General features: G+C 62.1%; 16 protein-coding genes. 9 read left to right on the top strand and 7 right to left on the bottom strand.

The genetic code is table 11. The features are described 5' to 3' along the window. The first annotated feature begins 251 nt into the window (after window positions 1-251). Both FHX06_RS06880 and FHX06_RS06875 read left to right on the top strand, forming a co-directional pair. Window positions 252-1,550 (top strand): sensor histidine kinase, encoded by a 1,299-nt coding sequence (locus tag FHX06_RS06880; protein WP_183878650.1) that lies wholly within the window; start codon window positions 252-254, stop codon window positions 1,548-1,550. Between the two features lie 142 nt (window positions 1,551-1,692). Further along, window positions 1,693-2,271: a TIGR00730 family Rossman fold protein gene (locus FHX06_RS06875; protein WP_183878648.1), complete on the top strand. Its 579-nt coding sequence runs from the start codon at window positions 1,693-1,695 to the stop codon at window positions 2,269-2,271. A 228-nt stretch (window positions 2,272-2,499) separates the two neighbouring features. On the opposite strand, the gene FHX06_RS06870 is transcribed toward FHX06_RS06875, so the two are convergent. The 3 genes from FHX06_RS06870 to FHX06_RS06860 form a co-directional block, all read right to left on the bottom strand. Next, window positions 2,500-3,663 carry a M20 aminoacylase family protein gene (locus FHX06_RS06870; protein ID WP_183878646.1) on the bottom strand — a complete coding sequence of 388 codons (1,164 nt, stop codon included), beginning with the start codon at window positions 3,661-3,663 and terminating at the stop codon, window positions 2,500-2,502. 250 nt (window positions 3,664-3,913) lie between these two features. After that, window positions 3,914-5,233: a calcium-binding protein gene (locus FHX06_RS06865; protein ID WP_183878644.1), complete on the bottom strand. Its 1,320-nt coding sequence runs from the start codon at window positions 5,231-5,233 to the stop codon at window positions 3,914-3,916. Window positions 5,234-5,462: 229 nt separating this feature from the next. Further along, window positions 5,463-6,038, bottom strand: coding sequence for a DUF308 domain-containing protein (locus FHX06_RS06860; protein ID WP_112546641.1), 576 nt, complete (start codon window positions 6,036-6,038; stop codon window positions 5,463-5,465). Between the two features lie 155 nt (window positions 6,039-6,193). Here FHX06_RS06860 and FHX06_RS06855 point away from each other — a divergent pair, with 155 nt between their 5' ends. Then, the gene (locus FHX06_RS06855) at window positions 6,194-6,766 is read left to right on the top strand and encodes a TetR/AcrR family transcriptional regulator (RefSeq protein ID WP_113203177.1); all 573 of its coding nucleotides are present in this window, start codon (window positions 6,194-6,196) and stop codon (window positions 6,764-6,766) included. A 67-nt stretch (window positions 6,767-6,833) separates the two neighbouring features. Here FHX06_RS06855 and FHX06_RS06850 read toward each other — a convergent pair whose 3' ends face one another. From FHX06_RS06850 to FHX06_RS06835, 4 genes are all read right to left on the bottom strand, one after another. Further along, window positions 6,834-8,594, bottom strand: a complete 1,761-nt coding sequence (locus FHX06_RS06850) for an adenylate/guanylate cyclase domain-containing protein (protein WP_183878642.1) — start codon at window positions 8,592-8,594, stop codon at window positions 6,834-6,836. Between the two features lie 207 nt (window positions 8,595-8,801). Then, complete coding sequence (locus FHX06_RS06845; RefSeq protein WP_183878640.1) at window positions 8,802-9,185, bottom strand: response regulator; 384 nt, start codon at window positions 9,183-9,185, stop codon at window positions 8,802-8,804. Window positions 9,186-9,191: 6 nt separating this feature from the next. Beyond that, the gene (locus tag FHX06_RS06840; RefSeq protein ID WP_312866462.1) at window positions 9,192-10,178 is read right to left on the bottom strand and encodes an HWE histidine kinase domain-containing protein; all 987 of its coding nucleotides are present in this window, start codon (window positions 10,176-10,178) and stop codon (window positions 9,192-9,194) included. A 100-nt stretch (window positions 10,179-10,278) separates the two neighbouring features. Next, window positions 10,279-11,196 carry a LysR substrate-binding domain-containing protein gene (locus tag FHX06_RS06835; protein WP_183878638.1) on the bottom strand — a complete coding sequence of 306 codons (918 nt, stop codon included), beginning with the start codon at window positions 11,194-11,196 and terminating at the stop codon, window positions 10,279-10,281. 120 nt (window positions 11,197-11,316) lie between these two features. Here FHX06_RS06835 and FHX06_RS06830 point away from each other — a divergent pair, with 120 nt between their 5' ends. From FHX06_RS06830 to FHX06_RS06805, 6 genes are all read left to right on the top strand, one after another. After that, entirely contained in the window at window positions 11,317-12,063 is a 747-nt protein-coding gene (locus FHX06_RS06830; RefSeq protein ID WP_112546705.1) for an SDR family oxidoreductase, read from the top strand. Window positions 12,064-12,065: 2 nt separating this feature from the next. Then, complete coding sequence (locus FHX06_RS06825; RefSeq protein WP_112546636.1) at window positions 12,066-12,767, top strand: cupin domain-containing protein; 702 nt, start codon at window positions 12,066-12,068, stop codon at window positions 12,765-12,767. 1 nt (window position 12,768) lies between these two features. Further along, window positions 12,769-13,860 (top strand): flavin monoamine oxidase family protein, encoded by a 1,092-nt coding sequence (locus FHX06_RS06820; protein WP_183879198.1) that lies wholly within the window; start codon window positions 12,769-12,771, stop codon window positions 13,858-13,860. 8 nt (window positions 13,861-13,868) lie between these two features. Next, window positions 13,869-15,083, top strand: coding sequence for an MFS transporter (locus FHX06_RS06815; RefSeq protein WP_113211534.1), 1,215 nt, complete (start codon window positions 13,869-13,871; stop codon window positions 15,081-15,083). A gap of 19 nt (window positions 15,084-15,102) precedes the next feature. Further along, window positions 15,103-15,597, top strand: a complete 495-nt coding sequence (locus tag FHX06_RS06810; protein ID WP_183878636.1) for a GNAT family N-acetyltransferase — start codon at window positions 15,103-15,105, stop codon at window positions 15,595-15,597. A gap of 270 nt (window positions 15,598-15,867) precedes the next feature. Continuing rightward, window positions 15,868-17,673 (top strand): heavy metal translocating P-type ATPase, encoded by a 1,806-nt coding sequence (locus tag FHX06_RS06805; RefSeq protein ID WP_246715523.1) that lies wholly within the window; start codon window positions 15,868-15,870, stop codon window positions 17,671-17,673. The last annotated feature ends 1 nt before the right edge of the window (window position 17,674 follow it).

The following is a 17,674-nucleotide window of genomic DNA, read 5'->3' as shown; positions in this document are numbered from 1 at the left end:
ACTGAGCGCAACACCCTGTTGCCGGAAGCGGGCATTGTGCCACCCTTTGCCCCGCTTTACCTTGGCTTCGACTCTATTCAGCCTGATGGCTACTATCATGACCGATATGGTGCCGCCAATGGCGGCCGCAGGTGGATGCGCGCCAGCAGAACGCGCGCGTCCGCAACGAAGAGGCATTGTCTCGGACAAACTATTGCACCCGCCGGAACATCCGGCCTGAAACATAGTGGCTGAGCGTATAGGAAGGGCAAATGGCCGACACGCCGATAGCGCGGAACATCGCTGCTCGATGGGATGACGCCAGACATGGCGAGCGCTCTGTCGCGCAGCCGCCGATCGTCGTCATCCAAGGCGGCGCTAACGGCGATCTGCCGGCAAGGCGTGCGCGCAGCGAGACGCACGCTACAGCCCTCATCCATCATCTTCCGGTCCCGGTCCTGCAGCTCGATCCCACGAGCCTCTGGGCACTGCTTTCCGGATCGAAGGCCAGGGGCGATGCCGAGCACTTTCTCACGGCGGGCATTTCGCAGGCAGGCCTTTTCGTCAGCGACGCCAACGAGATGGCCGTTTCCCTTTTGCAGGCATCCTCGTGCGACGACCTGCAGGGGCCGGCAAGCTATCTGTTTGCCCTATCGCCCCAGACCGGCAGGAGACTGATGCGCGCATGGTTCGAGGGGACGAAGCTCTTCTCGGAGGTGATGAAGATGCGCAGCTTCAAGGGCGCCATGCTGGATGTCAAACTCTCGGTCACCTTCCCTTCGGCCGAAAGTCCCGAACCGCTGCTCATCGTGCTCACGGATATCACCGATCGGAGACAACCCGGCGAGCGCGAGGCCGACCCGCTGCATACGGCGCGGCTCTCCATGCTCGGCAGGCTCGCGACTTCGATTGCCCATGAGGTCAACCAGCCGCTTGCCGCGATCGTCACCGACTGCGAAACCGCAAGGCTGCATCTGTCACGTGACGAGCCGAACATCACCAAGCTCAAGGAGATTGCCGCGCGCATGGCGGCGAGCGCCCATAGGGCGAGCGAAATCGTCAAGCACGTCCGCGGCATGGCAAGCGGCCAGGCGACGATACGAAAGCCGCTCGACCTCAATGAGATCATCGGGGATGCGCTGTCCTTCGTCCGCCACGAGACCGATATGCACGCGATCCGCATTTCGGTCGCCTGCACTCCCGGCCTGTCCGCCTTCCTCGGCGACCGCATCCAGATGCAGCAGGTTGTCGTCAACCTGCTCCTCAATGCCATCGAGGCCGTCGTCAGCAGCGGCAAGCGGCCGCGCCGCATCGAGATCGCCACCAGCGCCTCGGGCCAGAGGATACAATTCTCCGTCCGCGACAACGGCGACGGCATATCAGCCGTCGATCTCGGGCGGATATTCGACTGCTTCTACACCACGAAACAGGACGGCGTCGGCGTCGGCCTCTCCATCTGCCAGTCCATCATCCTCGACCACGGCGGCGATATCAGCGCCGCCAACCACAATGGCGGCGGCGCCCTTTTCTCCGTCTCGCTGCCGGTGGCCGCAACTGAGACCGATCGGTAGGCCCAACGCCGGCGTCGGACTGACACTGCAGATCGAGGTTGTGCATATCGGCACTGATGCCGGACCGAGCCTCCTGACCGCTTTCCTTTGCTGCGACTGGCCGCTATTGCGTGTCAGCTAAAACACAGGAAGGCGACCGATCATGACACGCTCCATCAAGTCCATCGCGGTATTCTGCGGATCGAACTTCGGCGCAACGGACGATTTCGCCGATGGCGCCCGCGCGCTTGGCCGGGCCATGGCGAGCGAGGGCATCGGCCTCGTCTATGGCGGAACGACCAAGGGCCTGATGGGCGTCGTCGCCGATGCCGTGCTCGAGGCCGGCGGCACGGCGCATGGCGTCATCACCGAAAGCCTGCATCAGCGCGGCCATTCGCACCCGAAGCTCACGACGGATGAAATCACGCCAACCCTGCGCCTGCGCAAACAGCGCATGGCCGAGCTCGCCGATGCCTTCATCGCGCTGCCCGGCGGCATCGGCACGATCGAGGAACTGATGGAGGTCTGGACGATGAACCAGCTCTCCGAGATCGATAAACCCGTCGGCCTGTTGAATTCTGCGGGCTTCTTCGATGCCTTTCTCAAGTTCATCGACCACATGGTGGAGACGAAATTCCTGCCGTCGGCGCATCGCTATTCGATTTCGGTGAATGCCGATGCGGCCGGGCTGATTGGAGACCTGAGGGCGTTTCAACGGGTCGACGTGCCGAAGTGGTTGTGAGGGACAGGCTCTCCGACCGCCTCCTCTCTCCCTCATCCCTGTGCTTGTCACAGGGATCCAGCCTGCCAAAGTCCTTGGGCAGGAGAGATTATTTCGCTTGCCGCATATGTCGGGCGTCATTCGCCGCACGGACGCGCGGTGGCTGGCCTCTCTGATATCCCTGGCGCCGGCGCCAGGGACGCAGAAATGAGGGAGAGGAAACTACGCTCCTCTCCACCCCAGTCCGCCTCAGCGTCCCCCGAGCTCCTGTCCGACCAGCGACATCCAGTAGCGCACCCCGTGCGCAATCGCCTTGTCGTTGAAATCATAGGCCGGGTGGTGCAGACCCGCGCTGTCTCCGTTGCCGATCAGGATCATCGCGCCCGGCCGTTTCTCCAGCATGTAGGAGAAATCCTCAGCGCCCATCGACTGCACGTAGGCCGCTTCCACCCGCTCCTCGCCGGCTACCCGCGCAGCCGCCGCAACGACAGCTGACGTCCTGCCGGCATCATTGACCGTCACCGGATAGCCCGGCCGCCAGTCGATCTCGGCTTCCGTCTCGAACAGCTTCGCCGTGCCATGCACGATCTCGCGGAACCGCTGCTCGACGGCCTTGCGCGTATCCGCCTGCATGGTGCGGATCGTGCCGCCGAGGCGCACGGAGGCGGGAATGACGTTCAGCGCCTTGTCGTTACCCGCTTCCGAGAAGGTGATGGAAACGACGACAGGATCGAAGGGATCGGTAAAACGCGAGGCGATCGATTGCAGCGCAGTCACCATATGGGCGCTGACGAGAACGGGATCGCGGGTCATCTGCGGTGCTGCCGCATGCCCGCCCTTGCCGTTGATGGTGATGACGAAACGATCCGCACCCGCCATGAACGGTCCGGCGCGCGTGGCAAAGGAACCGATCTCCAGGCCCGGCTCGTTATGCATGCCGTAGACTTCGTCGATGCCGAAACGCTCAAGCAGCCCTTCCTCGATCATGACACGCGCACCGCCGCCGCCCTCTTCCGCCGGCTGGAAGATCAGCACGACCTTGCCGGAGAAATCCCTGACTTCGGCAAGGCATTTTGCGGTGGCAAGCAGCATGGCCGTGTGCCCGTCATGACCGCAGGCATGCATCCGGTTGGCATTAACAGAGGCATAGGGAAGATTGGTCTGCTCCGACATCGGCAGCGCATCCATGTCGCAGCGCAACGCAATCGTCTTGCCGGGGCCCTTGGTGCCCTCGATGACGGCGACGACGCCGGTCCTGGCAAGCCCGGTCGTGACGTCATCGCAGCCGAATTCCGCAAGTTTGCCGGCGACGAAGGCTGCCGTCTCCGGCAGATCGAACAGCAGCTCCGGATTCTGATGGATATGCCGGCGCCAGCCCTTGGCCTCTTCGGCGACGGCTTCGATGGTGCTCATGATGATGTCCTCGTGATGGTGCGGCCGGGCGTGGGAAGCGGCGGCCGAAGGTGGGGTGGCGCAAGATTAGCCGCTGAGGGGGCGGTTTGCCAACCGGGGTGCGAGAAAACCGACAATCGTCTATCGACATCTCCTCGAATGAAGAGCTTGCTTTGAGCACTCAGCCCATCATCCTCACCCTCATTCTGTGGCAAGCACAGGACTGAGGGAGGTATACGAGGTCCGAAGTCTAGCCCCCTTCGGCCCCCGTTTACCCGAACATGCCGGGCGAATAGACACCATCGCTTTCCAGTTCCCGAGCGCGCTGCTGCAGCCAGTAGAGATACTGGTGGATGGAACTGGTGGTCTGGTCACCATTTCCGGAATGGAACGAGTATTTCTCGGCCTCCCCGCTTTGAATGAGGTAGGTGATATAGTCGATCCGCGGCTTGATGGCGTCGTCAGGCAATGTTGCGACATTGGTCTCATACATGTCGTTGCTCTCGGGCTGCGGATTGTAGCGCTCCGGATGAGCGGCCGTCTCGGCATCATATTCCGCCTTCAACTGCTGGACATGGGCTTCGCGGGCCGCGAGTTCCGCTTTCACCTCGGCTGACATCGGCTGCGCCGCGCCCGGCGGCAATGAGTGCCACTCGAGATGGGAGTAGTCATACCTCGGGATGCCATAAATGGCCGGCGCAAGCGCGCCGACAAGATATTCTCTCTGCGCCTGCGACATGTTCGGGTCACGGATCATTGCTTCGAATGCTTCCTTTGACATCGCCGGCTCGCCAGGAGGCAAAAGGATCGGGGCTTGAGAATTTGGCGGCAGATGCGGTGTGCCGCCTGCGCCCGTCGGCTGGGCGGTGACTTGCCGCGTGCTGCCATCCGCAAACGCTATTGTCAGCGATGATGATCCCGCGGAATAGAGCTCGACGGTAATGACATCGTCGGCATTGCCATTGATGCTGATGGTCGCCGTGCGGCCATTGACGGTGACCTGCACCGCATCTGCTGAAATGCCTTCGCCGAGCTGCAGGGTGGCCGAGCCGGAAACCCGTATCTGATCGCGCCCGTCGCCTGCGGCATATTTGAGGATGGAGCCGCCGCCGGTCTGTATCCGGTCTGCGCCCTTGCCGCCTGTTATGACCGAACGTTCGTAGGTCTCGATGACATCGTTGCCGGCCCCGCCATCCACCGTGGAGTCGCCATAGACGGAGATGTAGTCATTGCCGTCTCCGGCCTCGACGGTCGAATGATCGTAGCCGCTCACCCAGTCGTTGCCCGCCCCGGCGGTCACCTTCGAATGATCGTAGACGGATACGTGGTCATTGCCGTCTCCGGCGTCGATGATGGAATGATCGTAGGTATCGATGACGTCGTCGCCGCGGCCACCGCTGACGGTCGCATGATCATAGGCACTGATGTAATCGCTGCCGTCGCCGCCATCGACCGTCGCATTGGAATAGGCCGAGATCTGGTCATCACCGGCGCCGGACCTGGCAGCCCGCCACTCCTCGATCGTCGTCTTTGAAAACCGGTACGTCGACGACTGCAGGATTGCGGACATGATCGAACTGGTGACTGTCATGCGTGTTCCCCCGTGCGGCGCCATGCAGAATGGCGGGACGCGCCCCCGCATCCCTCACCAAAGTTGAACACTCATATGCCGGTATAAACTTGTGCGGGCATTGCGTCGGGTCGTACGCATTGAATTTCACAACCGTCGGCTTTGGAATCCCACGGAAACGATGGCATGGGCGGCTCTCCGCGCCCATGCCATCGAAGTTTTCTCTCATTCCGGCTGGGGCTCGCGCGCCTCACCCCTGCACGCTCGCCTTCCGATAGGCCGCAACGGTCATCCACACCGCCGACAGCAGGAAATAGAAGGCGCCAAACCCGGCATAGGGCGCAATGTCAAGAATGCTCGGCGCCGCGGTCCCATAGGCCCGGCTGATCATGAAGCCGCCGGCGAGCGTCGATTGTGCACCGCTGAGGATCATCACCCATTGTGCGCCGTAAATGCGCCAGCGCCGCACGGCCGCCGAAAGCTGCAGCAGGCCGGAGAAGATCGCCCAGATGCCGAAGACGGCGAGCACGGCATAGGTGCTATCAAGCACGGCGATGATGACGGCGAGCGTGGTGATCGTGCTGACGGCGACGTTGAAGGTCTGTGCGGGGTTCGCCTTCAGTCCACCATTCGAGCGGGCGTCCACGAGGTTCGCCACCGCATCCCAGGCCGGATAGATGACGAGCAGCACCGAGGCGAGCGCCGATTGGCTTCCCGACAGACTGGCCGCAAGGATCGCGGCGATGATCCAGCCGATCGAGAACAGCGCACGGACGAAATAGTAGGATCGCAACCAGCTCGATTGCGCGGAAGATTGGTTTTGCATGACAGGCTCCTTGTTTTATCTTCCTACTAGTAGGTAGATAACTTTGGAGAGTCAATCGCCAAACGCGCCGCCCGCAGCCATGATGAACACAAGCGCGTGAGCGAGCCCGCAGCGCCAGCTTGACAGCCTTGCCTACCTGCAGATAGGCAAGCTGCATGGAACAGACGACTTCGGAAAAGATCCTCGATATAGCGCAGTCCCTCGTCGTGGCGGGAGGCTATAACGGCTTCAGCTATGCCGATATTTCCGAGGCGGTCGGCATCCGCAAGGCAAGCATCCACCACCATTTCCCCACCAAGGCCGAGCTCGTGCAGGTCCTGGTCGACCGCTATACGCAGCGCGCCGAATCCGGCCTGAACTCGCTGCGCGAGCACGTCCCCGGCCCTGTCGATCAGTTGCAGGCCTATGTGAACTACTGGCAGAAATGCATTCTCGATGCCACGGAGCCATTCTGCGTCTGCGCCATGCTCGCGGCCGAAATGCAGATGCTGCCGGAGCCGGTCGCAGCCAATGTGCGCCGGCATTTCGAGAACCTGGCCGCCTGGCTGACCTCGGTGCTGAAGGCCGGCGCAGAGCAGAAGCTCTTCCGGCTCGCCAGATCGCCCGAGGAGGAAGCGCAGATCCTGATGGCCTCCGTCCATGGCGCCATGCTGTCGGCCCGCGCTCTCGGCGAGCCCAGCCTCTTTGCCGCGATCGTCGGCCCGCAGCTCGCCCGGCTCAAGGCCTAGAGGCACTCGCGGCCTGCGCCGATCTTTGGAGACGGGCTGCGGCAGTCAGATGCAGCCCGGGCGATCGTTATCTCAGCGAGAGCGATTTCTTCCGCGCCGCGGGCTTGCGCGGCGTCAACGGCAGGCCGGCATCGCAATTGCGCGCCACCAGCGTTTCGGTGACGGATTCGTCCGCATAGGTTTCCTGCATCCGGATATAGACCGCCGACAGGGTCGGATCGAACGAGAGCGCTTGCCGGACCAGGGATTCGGCCCTGTCGGCATTGCCGCAAGCCATGCTGGCGGCAACCTGGTAGAGCGACTTGCGCCTGGTCTGGAACGGCAGCGTCACGGCAACGCGCATCATCTCTTCGAACCGGCTCAACGCATAGAGCGCCGCCACCCGCTCCTCGGTGATCCAGACCGGCAGGAAGGGATCGAGCGTTTCGGCGCGATCGAGCATTTCGAGGGCGCGCTCGGCCTCACCGGCATAGACGTAGAAGGCAGCGCTGCGGCCGAGAATATAGGCGTCGTTCGGTGCGAGTTCGTGGGCGCGAATGTGATGATAGCGGGCCGAAACGAAATCGCCCGATTTCATCTTGATCGCGCCCATGATGCGATGGGCTTCCGGGTCGGACGGGTCGAGGGCGAGCGCATGTGCAACCTGCTGTTCGGCCTTGTCCATGTCGAAGCTCGGCAGGTTGCTCCAAGAGCAGACATGCATTGCGAAGGGACGGCCGAAACCGGGGTCGGCCACCATTGCCCGCTCGAACCAGCTCATCGCTTCATGGATGTGAACATCCGCCACGCCCACCAGGCGGTGATGGTCGAGACCGCGTAGATAGTACTCATAGGCCGTCATGTTCTCCGGCCGCTTCAGCCGTGCTGCCGCAAGTTCCGACTGTTCGATGCGTCCGGAGACCGTTGCCGCGACACGGGCGATGATCTCGTCCAGCACATCGAGCAATTCGCGAAACGGGCGCTTGATCCGGTCCGACCAGATGACGAGCCCCTCTCCCGTCTCGGTCAGCGCGATATTGACCCTGAGGTCCTCGCCCACCTGCCGGATCGAGCCGCTGATGACATAGCCAACGCCGAGAAGACGGCCGATCTCGACCGGGTCTTTCGTCGTCAGGGCGGCGGCCGCCGAGCGGGAACTGACGAATAACCCTTTCAGGCGGCTGAGTTCGAGCGTCAGGTCGTCGGTAATGCCCTCCGCCAGGAACCATTGATCCGCAACGTCGCCAGACGCCACGTCGAAGCGCGTCACCGCGATCGAGTTGGTCCGGGGAGACTGGGCGGCGCTGGGGGCGGAGCGCGTTGGAGCGAACTGATAGACGTGGCGGTCCACCAGTTCGGTGACCCGGTAGATCCGGATCGGCTCCAGAATCCCCTTCAGCCGTCTTTCGCCGATATCTTCGAACCCGCAGGGCGAGACCCGCCGCACCTGGTCGTAAAGCAGCCCTGAAACGTCGATTGCGCCGGGTGGCGCGGACGCCTCGATGCGCGCGGCGATGTTCACCCCGTCGCCACGCAGGTCCGAGCCGACGACGACGACATCGGCAAGATGGAGGCCGAACCGCATGTCGCCGCCGCTCGCTCCAGGAAGCGCAGCGATCTCGGCGCGCGCCTCGATGGCGGACCGGAGCGCATTGACGGGACTGGCGAATTCCGCAAGCAGCGCATCCCCCGCCGTGCCGAACACACGGCCGTCATGGCGCTGGACGACGGTGCGAACCGTTTCGAGCACGGTATCGATCCGGGTAATCGCTCCCTCTTCATCTGTTTCCATCGCAGAGGTGGAGCCGACGAAATCCCCGACCATGATCGTGGCCAGCTTGCGCTGCATTCTCGATCCCTCCCGCAACAGAAGCCTGTCATGAAGCAATGTAGCACATTCGCGGGCGTGGACGACGGGTGATCGGCGATGCTGGCCGCGGCAAGCAGGTGATTGGAGAAATTGACATGGCAATCGCTTCATTGCCGGCAATTTCCCGTCGATGACCGCCTTCGGTTCGAGAGGATGCCATTCGATCAATGGCCCTGGGCCAGGAAGCTACCCGATCAGCTTGCGAACGGTCGCAATGCGCTGGCCCGATCCTGTCGGTTTTCCCAGGTTGATTGCGTCGGCAAGGACAGGGCTGGACGCCAGTTCGTGGGGGGAAGACGCAGACGCAAGCACGAACGGCACCTTCAGCCGTTGCAATTCCAGGGCCACGGGGGTCACCTTCTCGGCGCCGAGGTAAACGTCGAGTACCGCGAAGTCCGGTTTGTCCTGATCGATCAAATCCAGCGCGTCCTCATTGGAGGATACCGGACCCATCACTCGAAATCCCCCAGCAATCAACACACGGCGAAGCTCGTCGGCTATCAGGAACTCGTCCTCGACAACGAGGACTTGATAGGCGCCTTCGGCTTCTTCGTTGGTTACGTTGCTCACAGCGCCTCACATCGGAATTTTGAAGTTCGCCGTCAAACCGTCAGGTGCAAAGGTAATTTCCACGCTTCCACCTAAATGAGCGGCGAGACCTTCGATGAGTTCAGTTCCATAGCCCTTTCGCTGGGGCGGAGAAACCTGTGGCCCTCCGTCCTCACGCCAGTGGCAAGCGAGGAAGGTTCGTCCTCGCCCGCCGGCCTCCAGCTCCCATTTTACCCTGACCTTCCCGCCAGGCATGGAAACGGAACCATGTTCTATGGCGTTCGTCGCGAGTTCATGAATGATCATGCTGACCGGAACGATCTTCGAAGATTGCAGTTCCACGCGCGTGCCGGAGCATTCGAGCCGGGTCGCAACCGTCGGTCCGACCGTTTCCCTTAACAATTGTTCGTACCCGATCGGCTCGCCGCGCGCAGCGACCTCCTGAGCCTGAAAGGTGGTGTCCAGCCTTCCGAGGAGCGCCTCCTTGAAGTCCGCCAGATAAGGATCGTCGGCCCTGGTGTTTTTCACAACAGAGCGAACCACGGCAGCAAGGTTCTTCAATCGATGCCGCATTTCGGCGACGATGAAATCCATTTCAGCTTCGTGTCGCTGCCGCTCGGTAACATCATCGAAGATGATCAGCATGTTCGGGCTGTTATTGTCGGGATGAGCAAGGCGTCGGGCATCGATGAGAAAGGTCCGCTGCCCTATCGCCGGAAAATCGTGCTTCACTTCGAAGCCGATGACGGCGGCGGCTCGCGGGATGACGGCAGATATGACCTGTCGCAGCTCGGGAATATCCCATTGCCCGTTCCCGAGCTCGAAGAAATTCTGCGAGACGATGTCCTCACGGTCGACCTCGAACGCCTTGATGAATGCATTGTTCGCCGTCGTTACGCAGAAGTGCTGATCCAGGACAACAACCGGCTGGGTCATGGTATCCACCACACCCTGAGCCTGCACATGCCCCGTTTTCATCAGGCGATACAAATCTTCCAGCAGCATCGTTGCCATCCAGTCCCCGCCACCGCCAAATGAGGGCATTGGACGATTAGATAGGCCACTTCAGATACCTGGCAATGTCCGCTTCTGGTTCATGGCCGCAATCCGACCCTTAGCGGACGTCAGCCCCAACTGACGCCGTCAACCAATCATGGAATGCGGTCACCTCGTACCTGCGCAAAGCTTTCGGTGCGGCGACGGCGTAATACGCCCATTTCACAGGCCATCGGACGTCTGGCATCAGGTGGACCAGACGACCGCCAACCAGTTCCTGCGCAACGAGCGCCTTCCTCACAAGAGCGACGCCCTTGGCTGCGATGGCGGCATGAATTACTGCCGCCGTCGAGTTGATCTTGAGCCCGGCTTCCTCTGGCGATCGGTTGGCGCCGGCGCGGGCGAGCCAGTCGTTCCATGAAGGGAAGTCTCCGCCAGGGTGGGGCGTGCCGTCATGGATAAGCGTTTGCTCCATGATCCACCCCGGCGTTACCTCCCTGTCCTCTGAGAGGAGCGAGCGATTGCAAACGGCGATGATTTCCTCACCCATGAGGAACGTGGACTTCACGCCCTTCCAGTCCCCGAGCCCGCAGCGGATGCCGATGTCTGCTTCGCCCTGCGCAAGGTCGATCACCCGATCCGTGACATCGAGCCTGACATCGATGTTCGGGTGTCCAGTCGTGAAGTCGCCGAGCCGTCCAAGCAGCCAGTTGGCGACCAATGCCTGCGACGCCGTCACGACGACGACAGTGCGGGCCTTCCTGCCGCGCAGCTTCCGCAGACCCGACTCAAGGAGGTCCAGCCCCTGCGCGATGTCGTCGAGGGCCTCCTTTGCCTCGTCCACCGGAGCGAGGCGTTCCGCGCCCGAACGAGACCGCTTGAAGAGTGGATAGCCGACCCAGTCTTCCAGCGATCGGACGAGCTGGCCGACAGCGGCGGGCGTCACGTTGAGTTCGGTTGCCGCACCGACGAAGCTGCCGTGTCTTGCCGATGCTTCCAGTGCCTGCAGGGACTTGAGCCGGGTGAGGTTTCTCATGGGTGCAGCCTTGTCGTCGCACCAAAGCGACAAAGATTTTCTTTCTATCCGATATTGTTCGTTTGTCTCGTCAAGACAAGCCCGCAGGTTCATGGATTGGTTTCGAAGAGAGGTTTGGACATGACACTTGTAGGCAAGACAGCACTCGTCACCGGCGGCTCGAGCGGAATCGGTCTCGCGGCTGCACGAATGTTGAAGGACAATGGCGCGCGCGTCGCCATCACCGGTCGCTCGGCGGAAAAGCTCGGGGCGGCTCAGGCGGAACTGGGCGACGACATCCTGACCATTGAGGCAGACGTGTCTTCGGTCGAGGACCTCAGGCGAATGGGCGAGCGTCTCAGCGCGGAATTCACTGGGCTCGACATCGTCTTCGTGAATGCGGGTACCGCTATCGGCACGCCGCTCGCGACCGCCGACGAAGCGACCTACTCGAAGATCATGGACACCAATGTGAAGGGTGTCTTCTTCACCGTGCAGGCCGTCCTCCCGATGATGCGTGAAGGCGGATCGATCATCCTGAATACCTCGTGGCTCAACAAGGTCGGAACTCCGGGGCGCGCTGTACTTTCCGCTTCGAAGGCGGCCGTGCGATCCTTCGCGAGAACGATGTCCGCGGAACTGCTGGATCGCAAGATCAGGGTCAATGCGGTCAGCCCCGGATCGATCGAGACACCGATCCACCGCGGCAAGAACCAGACAGAAGAAGAATTCCGCGTTTATGCCGATCGCGTCGGCAGCCAGGTTCCAATCGGACGAATGGGCAAACCCGAGGAGATCGCGTCCGCCGTGCTTTTCCTTGCGAGCGATGCCTCTAGCTACATGCTTGGCTCGGAAATCGTCATCGACGGCGGAAGATCGGAGCTTTGACCATGTTGATCAACGAAGACCTCACCAAGCGGGCAGTTGTCCATGCCGGCCGCATCGAGTGGGTTCCTAGCCCGATCAAGGGCGTGGACCGCCGCATGCTGTTCCGGATCGGAGGTGAAAAGGCTCGGGCGACCTCCATCGTGCGCTACGCGGCGGGAAGCCGGTTCTCGTATCACCAGCATCCAGGCGGCGAAGAATTTCTTGTGCTCGATGGCGTGTTCCAGGACGAGACCGGAGACTTCCCGGCCGGGACCTACGTGCGCAATCCACCCGGAACGGGTCATGCCCCCGGCAGCGCCGACGGATGTGTGATCCTCGTCAAGCTCTGGCAGTTCAAGACGGGAGATCAGGAACGGCTCGTTTGCCGTCCCGGCGAAGGCGTGCCACAGGAAACCCGATCCGGTGCGGTGTCATCACGCGTGCTGTACGACGCTGATGACGAGCGCGTCCTCCGTGAAGACTGGGAGCCCGAGGCCACCATCCATCTCGAAAATCCCGAAGGTCTTGAACTTCTGGTTCTGGCTGGAGAGCTTACTGAGAAAGACGAGCTCCTTGATTGCTGGACATGGTTGCGGCTGCCGGCCGGCCAGCCGTTCGACGCGGTCGTCGGCAAAGGGGGCGCACGTGTCTGGATGAAGTCCGGCCCGTTGCTACATGACGACGTCTGCAAATTCGAAGACGCTGACAATACGAAGGAAAAGTAGAATGAAGTCGTGCGAAATTGCTGTTGTCGGCGCGGGCCTGGCCGGACTCTACGCGGCATGGGCACTTAATGCTGCCGGGATAGATTTTCTGGTCGTCGAGGCGCGCAACCGTCTTGGCGGTCGCATCTTCTCCGCCGACGCGAGCGGCCAACCTTCGGACGACGGGTTCGACCTCGGACCCTCGTGGTATTGGCCGGCGATGCAGCCCGCCATGGCTTCGCTGATATCAGATTTTGGTCTTCAATCCTTCGCTCAGAACAGTGAGGGCGACGTCGTCTTCGAACGCATGTCCCGCGAAGGTCCTCAGCGGTACAGCCCGCAGATGCCGGATCAAGGTTCGATGCGGCTTTCGGGCGGGACAGCCGCTGCGGTTCGTGCCGTCTCCCGGGAACTGTCCGCAGAACGAATCTTGCTCGGGAGCAAGGTGACGGCGATGTCCCTCGGCGGCAGTTCCGTTCGTTTGACGGTTCAAGGCGACGGTGGGGAAACGACAACTATCGAGGCACGACACGTCATCGCGGCGCTGCCACCACGATTGCTGGAAGCCTCGGTGACCTTCGATCCGCCCCAGGACGACGGAACCGCGAAGAGGTGGCGCAATACGGCAACCTGGATGGCTCCGCATGCCAAATTCTTCGCGATCTATGATCGACCGTTCTGGAGAACAAATGGTCTGTCCGGAACCGCACAGAGCATGGTCGGGCCGTTGGTCGAAATCCATGACGCGACGACGGCGTCGGGAAAAGCCGCCATATTCGGCTTCATCGGCGTCCCCGCCGAACAGCGCACCACGGTCGGTGAAGACGTATTGAAGGCGGCCTGCGTCAGTCAGCTTGTGCGCTTGTTCGGTCCCGCGGCTGGAGACCCGGTCGCGACGCTGCTGAAGGACTGGGCGGCCGATCCTTTGACAGCAACCGTAGCCGACCTTGTTGGGGGTGGACATCCGGCTGTTCTTGACGACGCTTGGGTAACCGGCCCGTGGAACGGACGCCTGAGCTTGGCCGGAAGCGAGACAAGTCCCACCGAACCAGGTTATCTCTCTGGGGCTGTGACTGCCGCGCAGCGGGCCGTTTCCCCCTATCTTTCAAAGTAGGAATTTCGATGAGCGTGATGGAGAGTGGCGTCGACCAGTCGGCGGCCAAACGAAACCTTTGGGTTCTGACGATCGCCCAGTCCCTCGGCGGCGCGAACGCGCCGATCGTGATTTCCCTCGGGGGCCTGGTAGGCCAACACCTGTCTCCTGCCCCCGATCTCATCACACTGCCCGTAAGCCTGCTCAATCTCGGTCTGGCTCTCGGCACGCTTCCGGCCGCCTATGTTATGCGACGGTTCGGGCGGAGGTCGGGCTACCTGGTGGGAGCGGGTATCGGCACGATCTCCGGGCTCATCGCCGCGCTCGGGATCGCGCTCGGCAGCTTTGTTGTCTTCTGCTTCGGGACAGCTCTCGCGGGCTTCTATTCGTCCTATGTGCAGAGTTATCGTTTCGCAGCCGCCGACTACGCGACTGGAGCCGAGAGCCAGAAGGCCATCTCCCGCGTCCTGATCGGTGGCCTTGTGGCCGCGATCATCGGACCCCAGCTAGTGATCTGGACACGCGACGCCTTTCCAGGAACACCGTTCGCTGGCAGCTTCGTCAGCCAGGCCGCGCTGGCAACGCTCGCCGTCCCCGTTCTCCTGATGCTCACCCGGCCTCCGTCTGCCCGGTCCTCGGGCGCGCAAGCCGAAGGCGGGAGGCCTCTGTTCGAGATTCTCGGTACATCCCGCTATCTCCTCGCTATCGCAACAGGCGTCGTTTCCTACGGACTGATGACGTTCGTCATGACCGCATCGCCGATCGCCATGGTCGGTCACGGACATTCCGTCGACCAGGCAGCGCTTGGCATCCAGTGGCATATCCTCGCGATGTACGGCCCAAGCTTCTTCACGGGAAGGCTCATGGTTCGATTGGGCAAGGAAAAGGTAGCGGCTGTCGGCCTTCTGCTCATCTGCTGCTCAGCGGCCGTGGCACTCTCCGGATTGGACATCGCGCATTTCTGGATCGCACTTATCCTGCTCGGTGTCGGCTGGAACTTCGGCTTCATCGGCGCGACATCGATGGTCGCCGATTGCTACACGCCCGCGGAACGAAGCAAAGTTCAGGGCGCGAACGACTTCCTGGTATTCGGTACCGTCGCGTGCGCATCATTCTCCGCGGGATCGCTCCTTCACAATTCGGGATGGGAGACGATCAATTGGGTTGTCCTGCCGGCGGCCGCTCTGGTGTTGGTCCCGTTGGTATGGCGATCTGCCAAAACTCTTCACACCAACCCCGTTTAGGCACAAAAGAACAATCACGATGCCCTCCGCCCACTCCTTTCGACGCCCTATCCCTGATGATGCCGAGCGATGCTTCGAGATCGAAACGTCCGCCTATGAGGGCGACGAGGCTGCAACGCTGGAGAGGATAGAAAAGCGTATTGCGCAGTACCCCGAAGGATTTCTGATTCTTGACATCGGCGGAAAAATCGCCGGCTTCATCAATAGCGGTTGCGCGTTCGACGTCGTTATGTCGGACGAAGAACTCAAGGAGCTGGTTGGCCACGATCCGGCCGCTCCGAATGTCGTCATTATGTCCGTCGTCGTCGATCCCGCCGAACAGGGAAAGGGCTATTCGAAACTCCTCATGCAGCGCTTTATCCAGCAGATGCGCGGGATGGGAAAGGAGACCATCCACCTGATGTGCAAGGACCAGCATGTGCCGCTCTACGAGAAGATGGGCTACCGTTACGTCAAACCGTCCGCCTCCGATCATGGTGGAATGGTGTGGCACGAGATGGTCATGACGCTTTGACGTCCGACAGGGGACATTTCATCATGTCAGCCGTTGGAGCAAGGTCGTCGTGCCCATCGGTCAGGCGCAGCTTGCGTGAGATCAAGGAAAAATCCGCTGACCGTGCCACATTCCCGGGCGCATGACGGCGCCAGGCAACGAGTTCAAGCATCGATCCTGCGCACCCGATAAGAAACACCCAGCCGAAATGGGAGGCGTGCGACCATGAGCGTTCCGGACGAGCCGAAGGTTCAGCCCCGAATTCGCATTTCCGGCGAACCGCGCGCATGGATGCCCGACATCGGCTTGCGCTCGACAATCATGGCGGCGGCAGCAGTGGCCGGTCTGGCCGGTGCTTTCGTCCTCTTCCTGCTGGATTTCGGCTCGGCAAGCCGGCTGGCCCTTGCCGCAAGCACCTGTGTTGCCCTTGCCTTCCTGTTGATCGACATTGGTGCCAAGCTCCGAAACGGCGATTTTGGTCTTGACCTGATCGCAGCCCTTGCCATGGGCTCGACCCTCTGGTTCGGCGAATATCTCGCCGGGGCGATCGTCGCCCTCATGTATGCCGGCGGCCAGTTTCTGGAAGCCTTTGCGCATCGGCGTGCCGACGAAGGCATGTCGGCCCTCCTGGCACAGGTGCCGCGCACCGCACTTCGCCTCATGGAAGACGGGCTGGAGGAAGTCCCCATTCCCGACATCGCGGTGGGGGACGTTCTGATGATCCGCAGGGGCGATGTGATCCCTGCCGACGGTACTCTGATGTCGGAGAGCGCATCGATCGATCAATCCGTCCTGACCGGAGAAGCCTTTCCGGTCACCGTCTCCAGCGGCGAGCGGATTTCGAGCGGCGCCACCAATGCCGGAGACGCGGTCGAGATCAGGGTCGAAAGCCGCGCCGAAGACAGCACCTATTCCGGCATCGTCAAGCTGGTCGAGGCATCCCGGCGTTCGAAGGCGCGGATCGCGCGACTGGCCGATCGCTATGCGATCGCCTTTCTGCTCCTGACGCTGGCAATCGCGGCCGGCGCCGCCATCCTGTCCGGTGACATGGCGCGCATCGTCGCGGTTCTGGTCGTCGCAACCCCCTGCCCGCTGATCCTCGCCGTTCCCGTGGCGCTTGCGGCTGGAACCTCGAAAGCGGCCAAGGCGGGTGTGCTGGTAAAGGGCGCAGGCCCGCTGGAGATCCTGGCCGACGCCTCCGTCGCGGTCTTCGACAAGACCGGCACGCTGACGGCGGGCGATCCGGAAGTCGTCTCGATCGACGGGCCGGAAGGACCGGACAGGATCCTGCGTCTTGCCGCTTCGCTCGATCAGGCATCCTCACATGTCGTCGGCCGCGCGATCGTCAGGGAAGCCCGGAGACGGCAGTTGGCGCTGTCACGCCCGGCGGACGTATCGGAGCTTGCAGGCGCCGGAATTTCCGGGCTTGTCGACGGGATCAGGGTAAGCGTCGGCGGCGATAATTACTTCACGGCGGATGGCAGGCCCTCCCGCCCGCCTGAGAAAAAAGGCCGGATGCAGGCAAAGGTCTTTTTCGACGGACAACTCGCCGGCGAAATCGTTTTCGAGGATCGGCTGCGCGGCGATGCGGTCGAGCTTGTCGGCAAGCTCCGCAAGCTTGGTGTCCGCCGGATCGTGCTTGCGAGCGGCGACGAGCGCAGCGTTGCCGCCGCCATTGCCGGATCGCTGTCGCTGGATGCCGTCGAGGCGCGGCTCACACCCGCCCAGAAGGTCGAGGTCGTCGCCAGGGAGCGTACCGCTGGAAGGGTCATGATGGTCGGCGATGGCGTCAACGATGCTCCGGCGCTTGCAGCTGCCGATGTCGGCATCGCCGTCGGCGCCACCAATCTCGCGGCTGCGGCGGAAGCTGCCGATATCGTCCTGATCCGCAACGATCTGAACAGGATCGCCACCGCAATCGAGATAGCCAGGCGCTCCCGCGCCATCGCCGTCCAGAGCATTTTCGCCGGCATCGGCCTCTCGCTCGTCGCCATGCTCTTCGCGGGCGCCGGTTTCCTGCCGCCGGTCACCGGCGCCATGCTGCAGGAAGTGATCGATGTGGCCGTGATCCTGAACGCGCTCAGGGCACTGCGCTAGA

This window comes from Rhizobium sp. BK512 (assembly GCF_014194915.1).
Taxonomy (GTDB): Bacteria; Pseudomonadota; Alphaproteobacteria; order Rhizobiales; family Rhizobiaceae; genus Rhizobium.
This window is presented reverse-complemented; position numbering and strand designations above follow the sequence as displayed.